Source organism: Zavarzinella formosa DSM 19928 (assembly GCF_000255705.1).
GTDB lineage: Bacteria > Planctomycetota > Planctomycetia > Gemmatales > Gemmataceae > Zavarzinella > Zavarzinella formosa.
The window spans coordinates 125,425-144,966 of the sequence record NZ_JH636448.1 but is presented as its reverse complement, the minus strand read 5'-3'; the positions used below and the strand labels follow the sequence as shown (position 1 = coordinate 144,966).

General features: G+C 57.9%; 17 protein-coding genes. 11 read left to right on the top strand and 6 right to left on the bottom strand.

Features of this window, described 5'->3' with window-relative positions; genetic code table 11:
- A partial coding sequence (locus BGIM_RS66725; RefSeq protein WP_202947376.1) for a transposase occupies window positions 1-372 on the bottom strand: 372 nt, incomplete at its 3' end.
- A 256-nt stretch (window positions 373-628) separates the two neighbouring features.
- Here BGIM_RS66725 and BGIM_RS64025 point away from each other — a divergent pair.
- From BGIM_RS64025 to BGIM_RS0139305, 6 genes are all read left to right on the top strand, one after another.
- Entirely contained in the window at window positions 629-1,822 is a 1,194-nt protein-coding gene (locus tag BGIM_RS64025) for a COX15/CtaA family protein (protein WP_157369773.1), read from the top strand.
- Window positions 1,819-2,757 carry a heme o synthase gene (gene cyoE, locus BGIM_RS0139325; protein WP_020475093.1) on the top strand — a complete coding sequence of 313 codons (939 nt, stop codon included), beginning with the start codon at window positions 1,819-1,821 and terminating at the stop codon, window positions 2,755-2,757. Before BGIM_RS64025 ends, cyoE begins: the two co-directional genes overlap by 4 nt.
- Before the next feature lie 24 nt (window positions 2,758-2,781).
- Entirely contained in the window at window positions 2,782-3,414 is a 633-nt protein-coding gene (locus tag BGIM_RS54850) for an SCO family protein (RefSeq protein WP_052640201.1), read from the top strand.
- A 91-nt stretch (window positions 3,415-3,505) separates the two neighbouring features.
- On the top strand, window positions 3,506-5,743 hold the full coding sequence (locus BGIM_RS54845; protein ID WP_020475091.1) for a hypothetical protein: 2,238 nt from the start codon (window positions 3,506-3,508) through the stop codon (window positions 5,741-5,743).
- A 10-nt stretch (window positions 5,744-5,753) separates the two neighbouring features.
- On the top strand, window positions 5,754-6,674 hold the full coding sequence (locus BGIM_RS0139310) for a DUF4351 domain-containing protein (protein WP_020475090.1): 921 nt from the start codon (window positions 5,754-5,756) through the stop codon (window positions 6,672-6,674).
- 176 nt (window positions 6,675-6,850) lie between these two features.
- Window positions 6,851-7,903 (top strand): 1,9-bis(guanidino)-5-aza-nonane synthase, encoded by a 1,053-nt coding sequence (locus BGIM_RS0139305; protein WP_020475089.1) that lies wholly within the window; start codon window positions 6,851-6,853, stop codon window positions 7,901-7,903.
- A gap of 142 nt (window positions 7,904-8,045) precedes the next feature.
- Here the strand turns inward: BGIM_RS0139305 and BGIM_RS54840 are convergent, their stop codons facing one another.
- Window positions 8,046-9,482 carry a 30S ribosomal protein S1 gene (locus BGIM_RS54840; RefSeq protein ID WP_020475088.1) on the bottom strand — a complete coding sequence of 479 codons (1,437 nt, stop codon included), beginning with the start codon at window positions 9,480-9,482 and terminating at the stop codon, window positions 8,046-8,048.
- Window positions 9,483-9,601: 119 nt separating this feature from the next.
- The gene (locus BGIM_RS0139295; RefSeq protein ID WP_020475087.1) at window positions 9,602-10,273 is read right to left on the bottom strand and encodes a 3-keto-disaccharide hydrolase; all 672 of its coding nucleotides are present in this window, start codon (window positions 10,271-10,273) and stop codon (window positions 9,602-9,604) included.
- Between the two features lie 94 nt (window positions 10,274-10,367).
- Between BGIM_RS0139295 and BGIM_RS0139290 the strand changes: the two genes are divergently transcribed.
- From BGIM_RS0139290 to BGIM_RS0139280, 3 genes are all read left to right on the top strand, one after another.
- The gene (locus BGIM_RS0139290) at window positions 10,368-11,006 is read left to right on the top strand and encodes a metallophosphoesterase family protein (protein ID WP_020475086.1); all 639 of its coding nucleotides are present in this window, start codon (window positions 10,368-10,370) and stop codon (window positions 11,004-11,006) included.
- Between the two features lie 206 nt (window positions 11,007-11,212).
- Window positions 11,213-11,626, top strand: coding sequence for a BlaI/MecI/CopY family transcriptional regulator (locus BGIM_RS54835; RefSeq protein ID WP_020475085.1), 414 nt, complete (start codon window positions 11,213-11,215; stop codon window positions 11,624-11,626).
- A complete protein-coding gene (locus BGIM_RS0139280; protein ID WP_020475084.1) occupies window positions 11,623-13,965 on the top strand; it encodes a M56 family metallopeptidase in 2,343 nt (780 codons plus the stop codon). The genes BGIM_RS54835 and BGIM_RS0139280 overlap by 4 nt, the downstream gene beginning before the upstream one ends.
- 25 nt (window positions 13,966-13,990) lie before the next feature.
- On the opposite strand, the gene BGIM_RS0139275 is transcribed toward BGIM_RS0139280, so the two are convergent.
- The 3 genes from BGIM_RS0139275 to BGIM_RS59080 form a co-directional block, all read right to left on the bottom strand.
- Window positions 13,991-15,520 (bottom strand): xylulokinase, encoded by a 1,530-nt coding sequence (locus BGIM_RS0139275; protein WP_020475083.1) that lies wholly within the window; start codon window positions 15,518-15,520, stop codon window positions 13,991-13,993.
- A gap of 260 nt (window positions 15,521-15,780) precedes the next feature.
- Window positions 15,781-16,140 (bottom strand): YbjQ family protein, encoded by a 360-nt coding sequence (locus BGIM_RS0139270; RefSeq protein WP_020475082.1) that lies wholly within the window; start codon window positions 16,138-16,140, stop codon window positions 15,781-15,783.
- A gap of 176 nt (window positions 16,141-16,316) precedes the next feature.
- Window positions 16,317-17,210, bottom strand: a complete 894-nt coding sequence (locus BGIM_RS59080; RefSeq protein WP_020475081.1) for a hypothetical protein — start codon at window positions 17,208-17,210, stop codon at window positions 16,317-16,319.
- A 160-nt stretch (window positions 17,211-17,370) separates the two neighbouring features.
- Between BGIM_RS59080 and BGIM_RS0139260 the strand changes: the two genes are divergently transcribed.
- Together BGIM_RS0139260 and BGIM_RS60735 are read left to right on the top strand one after the other, a co-directional pair.
- Window positions 17,371-18,363, top strand: coding sequence for an alpha/beta hydrolase family protein (locus tag BGIM_RS0139260; RefSeq protein WP_020475080.1), 993 nt, complete (start codon window positions 17,371-17,373; stop codon window positions 18,361-18,363).
- Between the two features lie 192 nt (window positions 18,364-18,555).
- Entirely contained in the window at window positions 18,556-19,320 is a 765-nt protein-coding gene (locus BGIM_RS60735) for an FRG domain-containing protein (RefSeq protein WP_084760431.1), read from the top strand.
- The last annotated feature ends 222 nt before the right edge of the window (window positions 19,321-19,542 follow it).

Here is a 19,542-nt window from a genome sequence, read left to right as displayed (position 1 = left end):
CTCGTCGAACCCGTCCAGGCGGCGTTGGTGTTTGGCGATCACCTGCGGCTCGAAGGTGCCCCGCCGGTCACGCGGGGTCTGGAGCGTGAACTCCCCCATATCACCGCCGACCGTCTTGCGGGAATGTCCGTTGCGACGATTTTTGGCCGCCGGTTTGGCATCGTCGGGAACAGCGGCGGGTTCGACGGGACCGGCCGCCAACGCCGGGGTTGGCCGGCGTCCGAGATGAACATCCATCTCGGTGTTGAGCATCCGTTCGAGGGCCGACTTCATCATCGTCCGCATCAGGGCGTTGAGGTCGTCAATCGTCGTGGCCTGCGCGGCCATGTCCCGCGCCAGTTGCTCGGCTTGGGATTTCAAGATCGCGTCCATGCGTAATCTCCGTCAAAGAAAGAGGATGGGTAATACCCGTTCCACTCCCCTGACACAAGATTCCTTACAAGCCCGTCGATTGGCCACGATGACTTCACAGCGGTGTTCAGCGGTCTTTGTCAGACGCGAACACCGCCTCTGTTTTTCAAATTTCGCATTCCGCTTTTCCCGGCTGGTTGTCATCTACTCTGTTTGACGGTTCATTCCGATAATGGTTTTTTGCCCGGAATGTCGCCCCGCCGACGAGCTTCCCCTGATGAACACCCCGGCCGAGTCCCGCCCGTTTCCCCGCTGGCTGCATGTCTGGGCCATCACCACCGTGGTGGTGACCACGCTGCTTCTCATCCTCGGCGGACTGGTCACCACGTTCAAAGTCGGCATGGCCGACCCTGTCTGGCCCACCGAACCGTGGGCATTGGCGATGATTAACTGGCAGGAGAAGGAACCCGGCTTTCTCATCGAACACACTCATCGGCTGTTTGGCTTTCTCACCGGCGGTTTTGTTTCGGTGTTGTCCATCGGTCTTTGGTTCACGGATCGCAACAAGCTTGCTCGCTTTGCCGGGTTGGTTCCGCTGGTCGCTTTTCTCGCCCTGTTCGGCCAGTTCCACGGCAAAATGACTGCCCAAAAGGAACTGCTGGTGGCGGTCTGGCCGATGGAGGTGATCTATGCCCTGCTCGGTTCGCTCGCGGTGATTTTGCTGATCTCCATCGGCCGGTGCTTTGCCGGGGCGCAAGGTTCCGGCGTTCGGCTCTTGGGCGTGATCGCTTTGGTGGCCGTAATGATTCAGGGGATGCTCGGCGGCCTGCGTGTTCGTTTCAACGAACTGGCGGGCACGGACCTCGCCGCCGTCCACGGCAGTTTCGCCCAGATTGTTTTCAGTTTGCTGATCGCCATCGCCGTTCTCACCCGGCGACCCGGTCCGGTGATGATTCCCGAAGAAACTCGCCGCCGGTTGCGATGGCAGACGATTTCCCTGGTGTTGTTCGCGTACATGCAAATTATCTGGGGGGCGTGGATCAGGCATTCGCCGGACGCCATCGGCATCCGGTTGCATTTGATCTTCGCGTTTGTGGTGGTCGGGTTCGCCACGCTGGTGATGAAACAAGGACTGTCGGACCCCGAGAGCAAGGCGAAATTGAAATTCCCCTTTCGTGTTCTGATGGGATTAATCACCGTGCAAATTCTCCTCGGCGTCGAGGCATGGATCGGCAAATTCCTCGGTCCCACCCTGCCTGAATTGGAAAAAATCACCGTCGGAAAAGCGGTGATCCGCACCATTCATGCTCACACGGGAACATGGATTCTCGCGGTGTCCGTGATTGTCGCCCTGCTGGTGCGAAAGAACCCGGCTACTCCGGTTGGCCCGACGGCCCAAGGAAACGTAGATTGGAAAGAATCGCCGCGACCGGAACCATCGTTGGCCGGCACGGCAGGAATAACCTCATGAAACTGGCCAGCGGTCCCATTACTTTGTCCACTCCGGAAGCTCCGTTCCCGGTCCTGCTGCGTCAGCGGATGTCGGACTACGTCACCCTCACCAAGCCTCGCATTGCGGTGATGGTTCTCATCACCGTCGGCGCTGGCTACCTGATGGGGGCCGGCATGAGCGCCAAACTGGCTCCGATGATCCATACGCTCCTCGGCGCCGGGTTGGTGGCCGCCGGGGCCAGCGCATGGAATATGTGGATCGAACGCGACACCGACACGCGGATGCGGCGAACCGCCAATCGGCCATTGCCCGCCGGGCGGTTGCATCATTTGGAAGTCGTCGTGTTCGGGACCGCCATCGCGGTCACCGGCGTGAATTACTTGTGGCACGCCTTGCCGACTCCCTATGCGGCCATTGTGTCCGCGATCACGTTTATCTCGTATGTGGCGATCTACACCCCGCTCAAACCCGTCACGACTTGGAACACGGTGATCGGGGCGATTCCGGGGGCGTTGCCGCCGGTGATCGGTTGGTACGCGGCGAAGGGGGAAATCGGCCTTGGGGGCGTCGCCATCTTCTTGGTGTTGTTCACCTGGCAATTGCCACACTTCATGGCCATCGCCTGGATGTATCGGCAGGAATACGCGAAGGCCGGGCATCTGATGCTGCCGGTGGTTGACGAAACCGGCCGCCGGACCAGCCGGGCGATGATCGTTTGGTGTGTGTTGCTGATTGTCAGCAGCCTGCTCCCGGTGATGCGGGCCGATTTTCAACTGGCCGATGTGAGTTATGCCTTCGGCGCCATCTTCTGCGGGGTGCTGTTTCTGCTCAGCACGTTGAAGTTTTCCCGCGAACGGACGGACAAACAAGCCCGGCAGGTGTTGCAGGTTTCGATTTTGTATCTGCCTGCCGTGATGGCCCTGCTGATGGTTCATGCGTTTTTGCTTGGTTGATTTCTCCTCTGTCAACGGTGTTCGATGCGTTCCCGCCTCCTGCTCGCATTGTGTGTGTTGCCTTTTCTCGGTTGCCCCGATTCACCGAAACCAACGCCCGGAGTTGTGCGAGCCGAAGTCAGCATTCCGGTTCCCGATTTCACGCTGACGGAGCGCAACGGCCAATCTGTGAAAAACACCGACCTGCAAGGGAAGGTGTGGGTGGCCTCGTTTGTGTTCACCCGTTGCACCGGCCCGTGTCCGCAGGTGACCGCCACGATGGGGCGCCTGCAATCGGAGTTGAACCTGACGGCCGAACCGAACTTGCGATTGGTGACTTTCACCGTGGACCCCGAACGGGACACGCCGGATGAATTGAAAGATTACGCCACCAAGTTTCGGGCCGACCCCAAGCAATGGCTGTTTCTCACCGGGCCGGAAGAAAAGATTCATCACCTGTTGAAAGACGGATTCAAAGTCTCGGCTCAACGAAGCAAGACGCCCAAACCGGGCGAGGAATTCGACCACAGTTCCCGCTTGGTGGTGGTGGACAAGGCCGGGAACATCCGGGGATTTTTCGATGGCATGCGGGCCGAGAAAAGCCACGACCCGGATGGAGACTTCACCGCCAATTTGACCGCATTGAAGTCGTTGGTTGGGGTTTTGCTCAAGGAATGAGCATCCCGCATTCTGTTTTCAGTAATCTCACTTCAGAGTGCGGACACGCCACCTTGGCCGCGCTTTCACTGAAAACAGAAGGACTTTCTCCATGTCCCGCTACTTCTTGCTCCTGCTTTTCCTCCCAACGATTGTGACGGCCCAAGAGGCATGGCCGTTTGATCCGAAACCAGATGATTTTTCCAAAGACGCTCTCTTCGATCTCCGGTCTCTCAACGAGAAGGTCGCCGGAGAAAACGGCTTCATCACCGTTTCCAAGGATGGCGATTTCCTCGACGGAGCCGGGAAGCCGATCCGGTTTTGGGGCATCAACACCAACGTGCAAGACCCGCTGCCGCAATACAGTTCACATCCGAAGAAAGACCTCGAACGCCACGCCCGTTTCTTGGCGAAACGCGGCGTGAACATGGTCCGCTGGCACGGCGCCGATCTTCCGAATGCTGCGCCGAAGGGAGGGGCATCGAACGATCCAACCCGTGTCAATGAACCCTATATGGACCGGTTGTTCCAACTTGTGGCCGCGATGAAGAAAGAGGGGATTTACACCACTGTCAGCCCATATTGGGCCAACGCTCTTCGGGTGCCCCGCACTTGGAACATCGACGGGCCGGACAGGCAAGATTCCCACGGATTGCTGTTCTTCAACCCAAAGTTACGGGAGATTTACAAAGGCTGGTTGAAGACCCTCTTCACCACCAAGAACCCATATACCGGGCTGGCCCTGAAGGATGATCCGGCCCTCGCCATCATTCAAATTCAAAACGAGGACAGCCTGCTGTTCTGGACCTTCCAAGGCATCAGCGGCCCGCAAAAAGAAGTGTTGGGCGAGCAGTTTGCCGCATGGGCGGGAACCAAATACGGCTCGCTGGAGAAAGCCCAAGCCGCATGGAATAACACGAAAGTTCCCGGAGACGACGCGGCCGCCAAACGTCTCGGCTTCTACGGGACTTGGGATATGACTCGCGGGGCGCCGAAGTGGGAGGCATCGAAAGGAAAGCGGTTGGCCGATCAACTTGAATTTTTGACGGAAACAATGCGAGAATTCAACCAATCAATCATCGGTTTTCTTCGGAATGATGTGGGTTGCAAACAAGTGGTGAACTGTGGCAACTGGCGAAGCGCGGACACGTTTTTGCTCGATGACGCGGAGCGATATTCCTACACCCCCGGCGAAGTGATCGGCGTGAACCGCTATTTCAGCCCGCCGCACTTGGGAGTGAACCGGGGTTGGGCGATCACGGGCAAAGACACGTTCGCCAGCGTCTCCGTGCTTCAAGAACCCCGCGAATTGCCGGTGAATTTGAAGCAAGTTCGGGGCAAGGCAATGATCCTACCCGAATCCGCATGGGTGACGCCCAATGAATTTCAGGCCGAGGGAGCATTCCTCGCGGCCGCTTACCAATCCCTCAGCGGCGTCGATTGCTTCTATTGGTTTGCGACGACTGCCACCGAATGGATGCCGCCAACTTCGGCCAACGGTTTCAACAAGGAAACGCTCGGCAAATGGGTGATTGCCACACCGACCCAACTCGGCCAATTCCCGGCGGCCGCGTATTTGTTCCGAACCAATTTGGTGAAGAAAGGAACGCCCGCCGTCGTCGAGTATCGCCCGTTGCCGGATTTGTGGAATCGCAACCCGCCGTTGATCGCCGAAGATCCGGGCTACGACCCCAACCGCGACACCGGCAACACCGCCAAGAAATCGGAGATGGCCGCCATCGACCCGCTGGCGTTCTACGTCGGCCCGGTGGAGGTGGTCTACGGCGGCAAGGCTAATGAGACGACGAACGATTCAGCCAAGTTCATCGATCAAACCGCCAAGACCGTGAAGAGCAACACCGGCGAACTGACGCTCGACTGGGGCAAGCAAGTGGCCATCATCAACGCCCCGAACGCCCAAGGCATCTGCGGCTTTTTGAAGAAGGCGGGCGGCACGTTCAAAACGGACGGATTGGAGATCACCAGCGAAAACGACTATGCGGCGATTCTGGCTGTGAGCCTTGATGGTAAGCCGATTCAGACCTCCGGGAAAATTCTGCTTCAGATCGGCACCAAATGCCATCCGAAGGATTGGAAGGAAACCGCCAAAAAGGTGATGCCCAAGGGCGAAAAGCCATTCGACGGCAAAGAAGTGGACAACATCGGCAGCGGCCCGTGGATGGTGGACGCCACCAAGGCGACCGTAAGTTTCACCAGCCCCGGTCTCTCCAACGCCACCCTGCTGGACGCAAACTTTAACCCCGTCGCCCCGGTGAAAAGCAATAAGCTGGCCACCGGAACGCTGAAGGTGACGCTGCCCCCCGAGGCGATGTATGTGATCGTGCGCTGAGGAACCAGACATGGAAGACCACGATCAACGCCTGAAGAACTTGTTCGCTTTGTTCTTCCCGGAGTTTTTTGAACTGTTCTTCCCGTCGTGGGCCGAATGGCTGGACTTCTCTCACGTTGAGTGGCTGGACAAAGAAGTCTTTGCCGATCCGCCGGAGGGGCGGCGCCGGACGCTTGATTTGCTGGCCCGAGTTCCGGTTCGCTCACCGGAACTGGTCCGGCCCGGCGATCCGGCCGAATATCTGGCCCTTGTTCATGTGGAGATCAAATCGGCCGACCGGACCACCGTTGCCCGCCGACAATTGTGGGAGAGCTATTCCCACCTGCGGACAAAACACGGCTTGCCGGTTCTTCCCGTGGCCATCTATCTCAAGGTCGGCATGGGCGGCATCGATCAGGACGAATACACCGAGACGTTCGGAAACTTGGAAGTACTGCGGTTTCGCTATTTGTACGTCGGTCTTCCCCGGTTGGATGCGTTAGAATATGTCGAGGGGCAAAACCTGCTCGGTGTCGGCCTGATTCCATTCATGCAGATGAACCCTTCGCAAACAGTGCCTCTGGGTGGCCGGGCATTGGAGCGAATCGCCGGATCAGAACTGGATGAAAACCGGAAATACTTGCTTGCCGAATGTGTGCAGGCATATCTTCCGCTGACGCCCGATCAGCAAAACCAGTTTGAACAACTTCAGGGCAGCCCTAATTTTCGAGGATTAAAAGCCATGAACGTGACTACAAGAGAGAAAGGTGTTCAAGAGGGAATTAGCAAGGGAATTATCAAGGTCGTGATCCGTCAATTGACGGCGAAGTTTGGCGGTGTCCCATCCGAACTGGATCATCAACTTGAAATGAAGAGTATTGATGAACTAATGGAGCTTTCCACGCGAATTCTCACGGCAAATACCTTGGAAGAACTCGGCATCGAATCATGAAATTTTGGAGAACATCCCGGAGACTTGTCTTAGCGTTCGGCTGACGTATATATTAATTTCTCAAGCCACCTCGGGCTGCAATGGCGGGTGCGTCGCACGGGCGACCCACACCGTAGCAGGCCGTGGTGGCTTGTTTCGTTTTCCGAACCCGCTTTGACCCGAGAAAGGCCGACGCCATGTTGACCAAGAAAGAATTGCTGAAGACGCCCATCGAACACATCGACATGACGAAGCATAACGTCGTGCCGATGGTGGACGCCATGAAGAACATGGCCTTCTCGGCCCGCGACCTCGGCCGGGCGGCCGACATCACCGCTCGTATGGTCCAGGACAAGGATTGCGGCATCATTCTCTGCCTCGCCGGGTCGCTCATTAGCGCCGGGTTGAAGAAGGTCATTGTCGACGCCATCCGCTGCAAAATGGTGGATGCCATCGTCAGCACCGGAGCCAACATTGTTGACCAAGACTTCTTTGAAGCCCTCGGGTTCAAGCACTATGTGGCCGAAGAAGCCCTGAAGTCTGGCATGCACGATGCCGACTTGCGAGAACTGGCCATCGACCGGATTTACGACACGCTGATCGACGAAGACGAACTGCGGGTGTGCGACGACGTGATGCGGCAAATCACGGACGACCTCGATCCCCGGCCGTATTCTTCCCGCGAGTTCGTCCGGGCGATGGGCGAATACCTCGACAAGAACGGCTGCAAGACTGCTGACAGCATTGTGTACGAAGCCTTCAAGCACGAAGTGCCGATCTTCGTCCCGGCCCTCAGCGATTGTTCGGCCGGTTTCGGTTTCGTCGCCCATCAGCACGCCCGAGGCGACGCCCCGAAAGTGTCCATCGACAGTGCCAAAGATTTCTACGAATTGACGCAATTGAAGATCGCCAACCCGACGACCGGCCTGTTCATGATCGGCGGCGGCGTGCCGAAGAACTTCGCCCAAGACATCGTGGTGGCCGCCGAAATCCTCGGCAATGACGCCCCGATGCACAAGTATGCCATTCAAGTGACGGTGGCTGACTCCCGCGACGGCGCCCTCTCCGGCAGCACGCTGAAGGAAGCCTCCAGTTGGGGCAAAGTGGATTTGGCTTACGAGCAAATGGTGTTTGCCGAAGCGACACTGGCGATGCCGCTGCTGCTAGGCTACGCCTATCATACCGGCGAATGGAAGAACCGCACGTTCCGCAAGTGGAACACGCTGTTGGACCCGGTCGCGGCTAACTGACAAGAAGAAAAGACTTAACCACAAAGACGCAAAGATCACACAAAGTTTCACAGAGAAGAAAGAAGAAATCTTTTTTTGCTTTCTCTGTGAAACTTTGTGTGATCTTTGCGTCTTTGTGGTTAAGTCTTTTCTTGTCTTCTCTTTACTTCCCGCCGCGGAGTTTGAACGGGAAGACCTTCTTGGGCTTCGGTTCTTCCTCGGCGGCCTCTTCGGCGGCTTCGCGGGCGGCCATCTCGGCTTTGGCGGCCTCAGCTTCCGTCTTTTGCTTCGCCACTTCAATTGCCTGCACCGACAATCCCATCCGCTGGGCTTCCTTGTCGATGCTCACGACTTGCACGTCGTATTCTTTGTTCTCTTGGAACCGATCACGAATCCGGCGACCACGGGGGAGGCCCATTTCGGAGATGTGGATCAAGCCTTCAATGCCGGGTTCCACTTCCGCAAAGGCGCCGAATTCGGCGATGCGGGTGATCTTGGCCTTCAGGTTGGTGCCGATCGGCAACCGTTCCGAGATCGACATCCACGGGCTTTCGGTCATCGATTTCAAGCTCAGGGTCAACCGGCGGGCTTCGCGGTCCACCTTCGTCACTTTAACTTCGACCTGTTGGCCATCTTTCACCACATCTTCGACTTTGCCGACCCGGCCCCACATCAGTTCGGAAATGGGGAGCAAACCATCAGCCGCCCCGATGTTCACGAAAGCCCCGAACTTCTGGATGGAGCGGATGGTTCCCTTTTTCACTTGACCGACTTCGATGTCGTTCCAGAACGATTCTTCCAATCGTTTGCGATCTGCCTCCAGCAAGGCCCGGCGGCTCACGACGAGATTCTTCTCGCTGGGAATGACTTCCATCACCTGACAAATCAGCTTTTGATTCATGAACTGCTCGATGTTCTCGACGCGGTACATGTCAATCTGGCTGATCGGCAGGAAGGCCCGGATGCCGTTGACTTCAACGGACAATCCCCCCTTGTTCGTGCCCACAACGCGGGCCTCGACCGTCTGCCCCTTTTTCACGGAAGACCAGTCAACCGACATGGCCGAACCGTCTTTGGTGAGGCGAAGCACGCCGTTTTCGGAGTCGAATCCTTCGATGCCCACTTCGATCTGATCGCCGATCACCGGCGGTTTCTCGAAGGCGCTGTACGGCAGAAGTCCTTGATGTCGGCGGCCGGGAATGTCCAGAAACACATCCTTGCCGTGGATGCTCAACACCGTGCCCATGAACCGGCCGCTGTTGGCCTCCTTCGGCTTGGCGGCATTCTCCTTGAATGCTTTGGTGTCCGTGGTCATCCGGTCGTCGAACCCGGACATGGCGGAAGCCAGTTCGGCTTCGATGTCCGCGTCCAATTGACGAAGTTTCACGCCCGTGGAGATTTCCGTCAGGTCTAGTTTCGGCCGGTCGTCCTTCGGTCGATCCTTGAAGAACTTTTTGACAATCTTCGGCCGTTCGCCGGTGGCGGGAGGTCCGGCCGGTGCCGGGGTTGCTCCCGTCGCCGGAGCCGGAGCGGCCGCTTCGGCGGCGGGGATTTCGGCCGGGGCCGGGGAGGGTGTCGGGGTGGTGTTTTCGTCGCTCATGATTCACTTTCAACTTGGGGGAGCTTCACTTCGGGCGTCGGCACTTCAAGAAAGTAGGTCAGGCTTTCTAGCCTGACGAACACGTCAGGCTAGAAAGCCTGACCTACTCGCCAAACATCTCATTTCAAAACCTTCAATCGAACATTTTTGAACTCCACCTGTTTGCTATGCGTTTGCAGGCACACATAACCGCTCAGGGGTTTGTCCTTTAATTTGGGGTTTGTCGACTGGTCAAAGTTCAGTGTTTCGGTTCCGTTGAAACTGATTCGGATCTTCGGGCCGACGCATTCCACTTCAACGGTGTTCCATTCCGGGGCCGGTTTATGGGCCGTTTTCGCCGGGGCCACATAACGGTATAGCGATCCGGTTCCATGTTCGTTCGGCTTGGCTCCCGTGTCGTCCAGCAATTGGACTTCGTAGGAATACATGCTCGGCCGGGTTTCCAATGATTTCTTCGGATCGAAAATCATCGTCCGGATGCCAAGTCCGCTGTTCACGTCTTTTTCTTTCACCATCCGGTACTCGACGTGGAACACAAAATTGTCGAACTTCTTGTCGTATCGCAAGAAGCCGAAACCGTTGCCCGTCGTGCGGATGAGACCCTCTTCGACGGTCCAAAGCGGTTTCACCTTGTTTCCGTCTGCTTTGTCCTTGTAGTCCTTCGGGCCGTCGATCACCCAGCCGGTGAAGTCTTTGCCGTTGAACAATTCCATCCAACCATCCTTTTCATCGGCCCGGCTGATGGAGCCGATGAAAAGCAGTGTGATGATGGCCGCAAGCCGCGTTTGCATGATCCGTTCCTCCGTTGACGGGCATCTCGCCCCCCGGAACCGATTCGGGTAGGTTAGTCGAAAACCCACATCAGGCAACCGGATAACTCTCGCGATGAAACTCCTCTTATTCTCCGACCTGCATTGTGACACCGCGGCCGCCCGAAATTTGGTCGCCCTGTCCGCGAAGACCGACATTGCCATCGGCGCGGGGGACTTCGCCAATGGCCGCCAGCGTCTGGCGCTGACACTGGACATTCTGCGGGATCTTTCATGTCCGGCGGTCTATGTTCCCGGCAACAATGAATCATTGGAGGAACTCACAGAAGCCTGCCGGGATCATCCCCGCACGCACGTCTTGCACGGCACGGGGATCACTCTGAATGGCCTCGATATCTTCGGCCTCGGCGGAGCGGTTCCGGTCACGCCGTTCGGAAGCTGGAGTTACGATTTCAGTGAAGAACAAGCGGCCGAATTGTTGCGAGATTTCCCGGCCGGGGGCATCCTCGTCAGCCATTCCCCGCCGTTTGGATTGCTCGACATGGCTTCCAACGGCAAGCATCTCGGAAGCCAGGCCGTGCGAAAGATCGTTGATGAGCGGCTCCCCCGTCTCGTCGTCTGCGGGCATATTCATGCCAGCGGCGGCAAGCAATTCCAAAACGGCCCAACGCTCGTTGTCAACGCCGGGCCGGCGGGAATGATGGTGGAAATGACCGGCTGGAATGACCAACTCGGAATGACCAATGACCAATGACCAATGACCAAACCGATTGTGTTTGAGCCTTATCTGGGTTAGTGAACAAATCCTGATTGGTCATTGGTCATTGGTCATTGGTCATTCTGAGTTGGTCATTCCAAGTTGGTCATTCCCCCGAAGTGTAACAAATCCAGAATCTCGGATTGACATCCTCCGACACATTGTAGTAGACTGTCCTCCGACAACATGTAGGAGGGCTTTTCTTGTCGTCGCCGTCACCCATCAGTGAAACCGAACGGGCCGTGCTGAAGGCCCTGTGGGACCACGGGCCGGGAACTGTTCGTGAGCTGCACACGGTCTTGTTGGATCAGGGCGCCACCTGGGCGTACACCACCGTGCAGACCCTGCTTACCCGGCTGGCGGGCAAGGGGTATGTGGAGTGCGGCCGGTCCACCCCGGCCCATGTTTACAAGGCGGCCGTCACGCTCAATGAGTTGCTGCAACAGCAACTCACCGATCTGGCCGCCACGTATTGCGAGGGAACTTCCTCCCCGTTAATGCTTGCCTTGGTCGAGGGGGGCAAGTTCTCGCCGGAGGAGATCGCCCAGTTTCGGGAACTTCTCGACAAGCTCGATGGCGAACCGCCCGCGAAGCCGAAGAAGGGGGGCAAAAAATGATTGCGTGGCTCTTGGCCAACACGCTGACGGCCGCCCTGTTCGCCGCCTTGGTGTGGACGGTCATTCGTTTCGGCCGGCCCGCCCCCGGCGTCCGGCATGCCCTTTGGCTGATTGTGTTGTTCAAACTCGTGTCGCCGGTGGAATTCCTCTGGTCCGTTCCCGTGGCGGCGCTGCCGGCCCCGCCGTTGGAAGATGTATCAACGATGGTTGATCCGTTGACGCTTTCGCCCGAGCCGGTTTATGGGTTGGTCTCGGAAGAAATGATCGAAGTGCCGCTCGGGGAAAATGCCGCCCCGGTGTTTGTCCGCGAGGAATTCCCGGTTGTCGAAGAATCCACTTCGTCGAAGATCGAGGCCGTCACTGTCGCCAAGCCGGAACCTGATCGGCGATGGGAATGGTGGGTGTTGTTTGTCTGGATGGGCGGGGGGATGCTGACGGTCCTGCGGATGACACGGGACACTTGGCGGTTCGGCCGATTTGCCCGGCTGGCGAAGAAGGCGCCGGACTCGCTGGTGTCCGAGGTGGCCATTGTGGCGAACGGGATGGGCCTGCGAACGCCCGTGGTGCGGATGTTGGCGGGACTGGCCTCCCCGGTGATGTGGTGCGTGGGCCGGCCCGTGCTGTTGTGGCCGGCCGACTTGGAAAAACAGGTGAGCGGCGAGGGACGCCGGGCGGTGATCGCCCACGAACTCGCTCATCTGCGACGACGGGACCATTGGGTGCGCTGGCTGGAAATGCTGGCGGCCGTGGTTCATTGGTGGAATCCGGTGTTCTGGCTGGCCCGCCGACGGTTGCGGGCCGACGCCGAACTGGCCTGCGATCAATGGGCGACCACGCAGGCCGACCGCCGGACGTATGCCGAGGCTTTGCTGACCGTGTGTATGTTTCAACCCCGCCGGCGACCCGCTGCCGCCGTCGGTGTTCTTGGGGAAGGTAAGCGGGACATGCAAGAAAGGTTGACTCAAATCATGCGAACGACGACACCAAGCCGCGCGGCCTTTGCCGCCAAACTCTGCGTGGCCTTGTTCGGTCTGGCCGCCATCCCCGCGTTAACGCTCGGACAGGCCCCGGCCAAGCCCGAACCGGCGAAACCGCCCCTCCTGGTGGAAGCTGACATCGAAATGCAGGGGATTCTGGTCAAGACGCCGCCGGAAGACGCCGAGTTGAAAGTGCTTCAAGAACAAATCAAAGCCCTGACCGCGCGGATGGATGCCCTGCGATCCAAACAACAACAAGAGGCGAAAGAAGCCGCCAGAATTGCCCAAGCCAACAAAGAGATCATTGAGGCGAAAGTGTTGCTTGAACGACAGCAACGCGAACTGGAAAAGAGAAAGGTATTCGACGAGCACCTGAAAGCAAACGAGCTCAAATCTCGGGACGCGGCCGATCCGAAACCTGCGAACGTCCCCCATGAAGCCCTCGTTGCCCGGCTTCATGACTTGCTGGCGGCCAAGGCCAAGCCGGAACAACGTCTGATTAAGGCGGGGACCAACGGCGTCAAAGTCATCGGGCCGGATGGCAAAGAGATTCCCGGCGTGATCGTGGTGATCGACGGAAATCAACTCAAGCCCTCCGCTACCGCGTCTCAGCCCTCGGCTAATACGTTTTACGGTTTCACGACACCCGTGACGCCGCCGGTCGCCCAGCCGTTGCCTCCGGGCGCGGCTCCCACGGCCGTGGCTCCCGCCGTCCCCGCCAAGCCGTTGACCCCCGCTGCAGTTGCCCCCCCCATGCTATGGGCACAAACGGCGCCTGCGGTCCCCCCCGCCCAACCGGCCCCGATGGGGGTTTGGTTGAATCAACCTCACCTTGTCACGATGCCCTCGACGGCCGGAACAATCCTCCTGTCGCGGGCCACGTACAAACTCCCGAAAGAGCAAGCCGCTTCGCTGATCACGCTGCTCAACGGCATCAAGAACGTGGTGATGGAAATAAAAACGGATGGAGACACGCTGATCGTGACCACCACCCCGGAAGCCCAGCAGGCGATTCAGGGTTTTGTGAAGATGATGACGGGGGGAGACAAAGGCATCTATTTACGATTGAAGCTGGGAATGGAAAACACGGAAAAGCCGGAGACGATCAATATCACCACGGACCGCCCGACGACGAACACATTGGGGGACAAGACCAAGAATGTCTACTGGACCACGATTGCGGACACCGAGAAGACAACGTCCACAATTGCGGTTCCCCAGAAGACAACGTCGGGGAATTTTATCCTCGTTCAACCGAAACCGGGGGAGCCAGCCACCGCTAAACCAGTGCCGGCAGAGATCAGAATTGTCCCCTCGGCCACTGTTCCGGCCCAACCGGCCACCCCAACGCTCAAGCAGTGATGTCATTCTCGGGTGATCTCAAGCGTCACCCGATTTTCTTCCGAAACCCGTCCAGCCCCGTCGCGTAAGTCTTCGTCCATTCGCCGACCGGGGCGACGGGTTCGCCAAATCGCACCAGTTGAGTGACGGCATCAGCCACGGTGTATTCTTCCGCGATCTTTTGTGACCGTCGATTGTGGTTCTCGATTCCCGCGAGGGCCACGACGGCCGCCCCGAGGGCCGTGCCTTCGCTGGATTGCAACCGCTCCAGCGGCTTGTTCACCACGGAGGCGAGAATCTCTCCCATCAACGGGCTCTTCGCAATTCCGCCGGAAACCGTGATCCGGGTAACTTTTGTCCCGGCTGATTCGTGTTCTTTCACCGCCAAAGCGATCAGGTAAGCAATGGCTTCCAAGGCCGCCCGGAAACGGACTCCGGCATCCGTCGGCTCTTGGGGGAACCATTGCACGCGCGGGGCGGTCACGCCCACGGATGGTTCAGACAACACGAACGGCAGAACGCTCACTCCGTTGCAACCCGGCGGCACGGCCCTCGCCGCTTTCTCCAGCGATTCCCAATCGGGCTTCGAGCCAATCACGCGATCAAGGAATTGAGCGCCGTTGCTGTAGCATCGCATCCAGAGATACGGACCCCAGTTGAGTTTCATCGCATCCAGCGAACCCGATTGCGGGGCGGCCGAGGCCGATGAGTTCACCACCGCCGAGTTCCCGAGGATGATGGCCACCTGTCCCGCATCGACGGCCCCGCCGCCGACCAACCCGGCCGCCTGATCGTCGAGTGTCGGGAAGACCAGCGGCCGCAAGCCATCCGGCAAGCCGGCATCGCGGGCGATGCTTTCCGAAAGGGGGCCGATGGGTTCGTTCATGTCTTGGATGATCTTGGGCAACGAGCTCCAAGCCATTTCCCGATGTTCGGCCGAGCCGAGGCTCCCGAGCATTTCCCGCGACCATTGGTTGGTGCGAAAATCCATGATGCCCGTGGAGGCGGCCGAGGAAACGCTGGTCACGTCAAACTTCCCGGTCAGATATCCGCCGGCGGCCGGGCCGTGCGGCAACACGCGGGAAGTGCGCTTCCAGTCGGCGGCGTTCAGGGTATCCTCGTCCTTCACCAAATGGCTGAGGCTATACCGGATCGCCCAAGGGCCGCCGATGAGCTTTTTCACCACATCCGGCCCGCCGAGCCGTTCCATTCCCTTGGCGTGATAAGCGGCCAGCGTTTGGTCGTTCCAACAGATCATCCGGCGGACTTGGTTGCCGAGGGCATCCACCCGTCCGGCGGTGTGGTGCGTCGCGGAGATGCCCCCGGCCACCCAGTCCTGAAGCCGGCCCAACTCCCGCAACCGGGCGGCCATTCCCCGAGTGGTGGCGCGGGCCTGGCCTTCCAGTTGAAGCATGTTGAATTCGGAAACGCCCCCTTCGGTCCACAAGTCCGTGGGGAATCGCACTTCCGCGACGACCTGCCCGGCCAGATCGAAGGCGAGGCATTTGACGGCCCCGGTGCTAAAGTCCCAACCGGTGACGAGCGAACGATCCGACAGCGTGCGAAGCGATGACATGGGAGAGTCTCGGGACTGGTGGTAAAAATCAACAATTCAGCATGAGATGAGTTTGCTCACTTCGCCGGGATGTTTCAAGATGGCGACCCTGTCCGTCATCACATGAAACGTAAAAGTGAGGGCGGGAGTTCAGCCATCAGTCGATGGGAAGATGTGCGGTTGAACGATGATCTGTCCCGGACTGACCGGCGGGACACAAAGTGCGGCAACCCGCGACATCCCCGAAAGTGTGTTTGTCGCGGCCAATTCCTGTCTGATGCTCAGGCATGCGGCGTGAGCGTGACGGCGGTTCCGTAAGCCAGCACTTCCGTGGCGCCCTGCATGAACTCGGTGGCATCATATCGCATGCCAATGATCGCATCGGCGCCAATCTCACGGGCCTGCTTAGCCATCCGCTTGAAGGCATCCTGCCGGGCGGCTTCGCACACCTCGGCATAAGCCTCCACGTTTCCGCCAAGGATGCTCTTGAACGCTCCGCGAATCCCCTGCGAAATGGATGCGGCCCGGACGACGATGCCGCGAACGATTCCCAGATATTCGTGAATCTCATGCCCCTGCACTTCGTTGCCGGTGGTCACGATGAGTTTGGGGAGGTTCGGTTTCGATGTCGGCTCGGCCATGTGGGTCAATCTCCGTGGAAGCGGGTGTTTGAATCAATATTAGCGAAACGGGCCAAGATTGTTCCGAATGAATCACACCTCTTCCCAAAGTCATTCGTGACAGGCGGGGGCGGGATTTTCGGGTGAAGATCGGATTTCTCAAAGGCTTGCCCCCGTCCTTGATGAAGAGCAACCGATCACTCCCCGGCTTCATGCAATTTCCACAGCCGCCACACGGATGAAAAAGTCCTCGCCACATGGTTGGATTTGACGGGGTCGGCGGGGTAGCCAACCGGTAGGCACAAGCGGCCGTCTTCCCGGCGGGTCAGGACTCCGCAAGCCACGATCGCCCGGAGCATCCAGACGGCCGCGTCCGAACCGTCTGCGTCAATTTCCACCCATCCCGTTGATCGGGTCTCCACGGGCAGGCCCGTCGCCTCTCCGATACCACTCGACACCATTTGGACGGACGTCTGATATTCGACCGGTGACTCGGCGGCTTCCGACGGGGTGGCCGGTTCCCAAACGGCAAACGTTCCGGCGGTCGTCTGTTGGTCCTCCGAAATATGCCCTTCCCAATAGTGACATGCTTTGGCCAGGGCGACGGTGACGTTCTTGATTTCCTTTTCTACCCGAAACTCCGGCCCGGCCGGAAGCAGAAGGAAACAACCCTTCCGGCGGCAGGACACGTTTTCAGCGACCACTGCGAACTGAAGCCAGACGGCCATCGCCTCGGTCTGGCAAGTGACCGCGACACACCCGGTGGAGTCTCCGGCGGCGGTCAGACCAGTCGTGAGTTGAATCGCCCTGATGATCTCTTCGACCACTTCATGGTGACGGGCCGGATCGTCGGCAATGGCCTTGGCGGTGACGAATTCAAGGAGTTTGCCACGATGAGGCGGCCCGCCGGCCAGAGCCAGGTCGCAAAAAGTTGTCCAGATGTCATCCCAAGCAACCCTTCCGTCCGGGCCATACTTGAGTTTCGTAGAACTCATGGAGTACGGGGAGACGCGAGAGTAGCATCCCCGATACACGGGAGGCAGGAGGGCGTTGATCCGGCTGTCGATCATCGCCAACTCGGCGTCTTTCATCTCAAGTTCGTTCCTTGTGGTTCTTCGGGGTTCATTGTAATCAGACTGACGGGAGATCAAAAACGGACGGGTTACCAACCCGGAAGAGGGCTATAAAAATATCTGCTCTCTCCCACCTTGTTTCTGTGGTTGATCCTTTTTCCATCACACCGAGACCGACATGCCTCGCTTCACGCTTTGCCTTGCGCTTCCTCTTGCACTCTCACTGTCGCTCCATTCCGTGGCGGTCGAGCCTGACCGGGCGGCCATCCGCAAGAAGATGGAACAGGCGATGGGACCGCTGCCGGCCGCCGATCGCAAGGTGCCGCTGGATGTGAAACTTGACGCCGAGGAAAAGCTCGATGGCTACACCCGAACGAAGCTCACTTATGCCGCCGAGAAGGGGGACCGCGTTCCGGCGTGGCTCCTTGTTCCGACCGGCAAGACGGGCAAGCGGCCCGCCATGTTGTGCCTTCAACAGACCGTCGGGATTGGCAAGAACGAACCGGTCGGGCTGGGAGGCAACCCCAACCTCTGGTACGCGCAGCATCTCGTCAAACGCGGGTATGTTTGCCTCGTCCCGGATTACCCGAGTTTCGGCGATTACAAATGCGATTTTCAAGCGGCGTTCAAGCGGGGCGATTACCAGTCTGGATCAATGAAGGCGATTTGGAACAACATGCGGGCGGTCGATCTGCTGCAGACACTGCCGAACGTGGACAGCGAACGCATCGGCGTCATCGGCCACTCGCTCGGCGGTCACAATGCGATGTTCACGGCCGCCTTCGACGAACGGCTCAAAGCGGTGGTGTCATGCTGCGGATTCACCAGTTTCCCCAAGTATTATAACGGCGACCTGAAAGGCTGGACAAGCGACCGCTACATGCCGCGAATTTCGTCCGAATACAAGAATGACGCAAAGAAAATGCCGTTCGATTTCACGGACGTGGTGACAAGTTTTGCCCCTCGGGCATTCATGGCAGTGTCCCCGGTGCGGGATGACAACTTTGCCGTGGACGGGGTGAAGGATGTGATCGCGGTGGCCGAACCGGTTTACAAAGCGGCAAACGCGGCCGACAACCTAAAGGCGATCTACCCTGACGCGGGCCACGACTTTCCCGAAGCCGCCCGGAATACGGCTTACGAGTTTTTGGATAAGCACCTGAAACCGTGATGTTTGGATGTATTGAAATTACCAATGAGGCAAAAGGGGCATGTTTTCGACGGAAATTATACCACTCCAAAGTTGATGCTGTTTAAAGGTCATGGTGCGAACCTGACTCATGGCATGATTGTCTGTCAGACATTCGATCATGGCAGTGCCGCGATCTCTCCTCTTCATTGACTTACTCAAGGAGAAGCACGATTGAATTCGTTACCGATTGAATTGCGAGACCTTGAACACTTCGGACAAATCGTAAATCAGCTTTGCTCAATTGGCCCGGCGACCACAACCGCCTACATTTTTCGGGGACAATCAGACGCGAGTTGGGGCATCACATCATCCCTCTGTCGGTTACTCCCAAATTCGATTCAACTGGCAGACGCCATCAGAGTTGAAGAAGATTGTGTCAATGCGTTCAGAGAGCAAGCTCACCTGCTCATTGAACCATGTGAATTGCCCAAGCCTGATGATAGAACAGCATGGTGGGCTTTAATGCAGCATCACGGAGCTCCGACGCGATTGCTCGACTGGACTCGTTCCCCATATGTTGCCGCATATTTTGCCTCGGTGAATTCTTGGGAATCAGACGGAGCAATATGGGTTGTTCATCCAATGGCTCTTTTTGAACAGGCGCTAGCTGCGTATCAAAAACTCACGATCTTCTTTCCAGAACGCCCCTCACGTCGGATGGTCGCCCAACAAGGTTTGTTTTTGTATTCCGAGGACATTATTGACGATCAAGAGCCATTGCTTCGCTCGCTTCTGGCACCATCGCATGCGTCAGGACAAGGCGAGGTGTATCGAAAATTGATTGTCCCGAAAGCATTAAAGCCCTTGATATTGCGTCAGCTTCGGATGATGAACGTCACGGCCGCCTCACTGTTTCCAGGAGTTGACGGATTGGCTGCAGCGACGAGAGAGCTTGTCCGTCTGGGCATCTCTTATCCCCGCCCGTCGGTCAGGTAACAACTAAAGATAGAGATGCCACATTCCAAGAACGTTCGGAAATAATGATGAACACCCGTAAAAACAAAGGGTTTTGCTTTATTGTTCCCGAACGCTATTAATCGAGTTCAAAACAACATTATGATGTCCTCCAAGTTTTCAAGACGAATACATTACAAACACAAGTGAATTTTCCTCGAATGTCGTCTAACGTGTAGAGAGCCTTTTGCCCGATCAGTCTCC

Coding starts and splice junctions, on each gene's coding strand:
- BGIM_RS64025 (WP_157369773.1), top strand. CDS start 629: ATGAACACCCCGGCCGAGTCCCGCCCGTTTCCCCGCTGGCTGCATGTC.
- cyoE (WP_020475093.1), top strand. CDS start 1,819: ATGAAACTGGCCAGCGGTCCCATTACTTTGTCCACTCCGGAAGCTCCG.
- BGIM_RS54850 (WP_052640201.1), top strand. CDS start 2,782: ATGCGTTCCCGCCTCCTGCTCGCATTGTGTGTGTTGCCTTTTCTCGGT.
- BGIM_RS54845 (WP_020475091.1), top strand. CDS start 3,506: ATGTCCCGCTACTTCTTGCTCCTGCTTTTCCTCCCAACGATTGTGACG.
- BGIM_RS0139310 (WP_020475090.1), top strand. CDS start 5,754: ATGGAAGACCACGATCAACGCCTGAAGAACTTGTTCGCTTTGTTCTTC.
- BGIM_RS0139305 (WP_020475089.1), top strand. CDS start 6,851: ATGTTGACCAAGAAAGAATTGCTGAAGACGCCCATCGAACACATCGAC.
- BGIM_RS54840 (WP_020475088.1), bottom strand. CDS start 9,482: ATGAGCGACGAAAACACCACCCCGACACCCTCCCCGGCCCCGGCCGAA.
- BGIM_RS0139295 (WP_020475087.1), bottom strand. CDS start 10,273: ATGCAAACGCGGCTTGCGGCCATCATCACACTGCTTTTCATCGGCTCC.
- BGIM_RS0139290 (WP_020475086.1), top strand. CDS start 10,368: ATGAAACTCCTCTTATTCTCCGACCTGCATTGTGACACCGCGGCCGCC.
- BGIM_RS0139280 (WP_020475084.1), top strand. CDS start 11,623: ATGATTGCGTGGCTCTTGGCCAACACGCTGACGGCCGCCCTGTTCGCC.
- BGIM_RS0139275 (WP_020475083.1), bottom strand. CDS start 15,520: ATGTCATCGCTTCGCACGCTGTCGGATCGTTCGCTCGTCACCGGTTGG.
- BGIM_RS0139270 (WP_020475082.1), bottom strand. CDS start 16,140: ATGGCCGAGCCGACATCGAAACCGAACCTCCCCAAACTCATCGTGACC.
- BGIM_RS59080 (WP_020475081.1), bottom strand. CDS start 17,210: ATGAAAGACGCCGAGTTGGCGATGATCGACAGCCGGATCAACGCCCTC.
- BGIM_RS0139260 (WP_020475080.1), top strand. CDS start 17,371: ATGCCTCGCTTCACGCTTTGCCTTGCGCTTCCTCTTGCACTCTCACTG.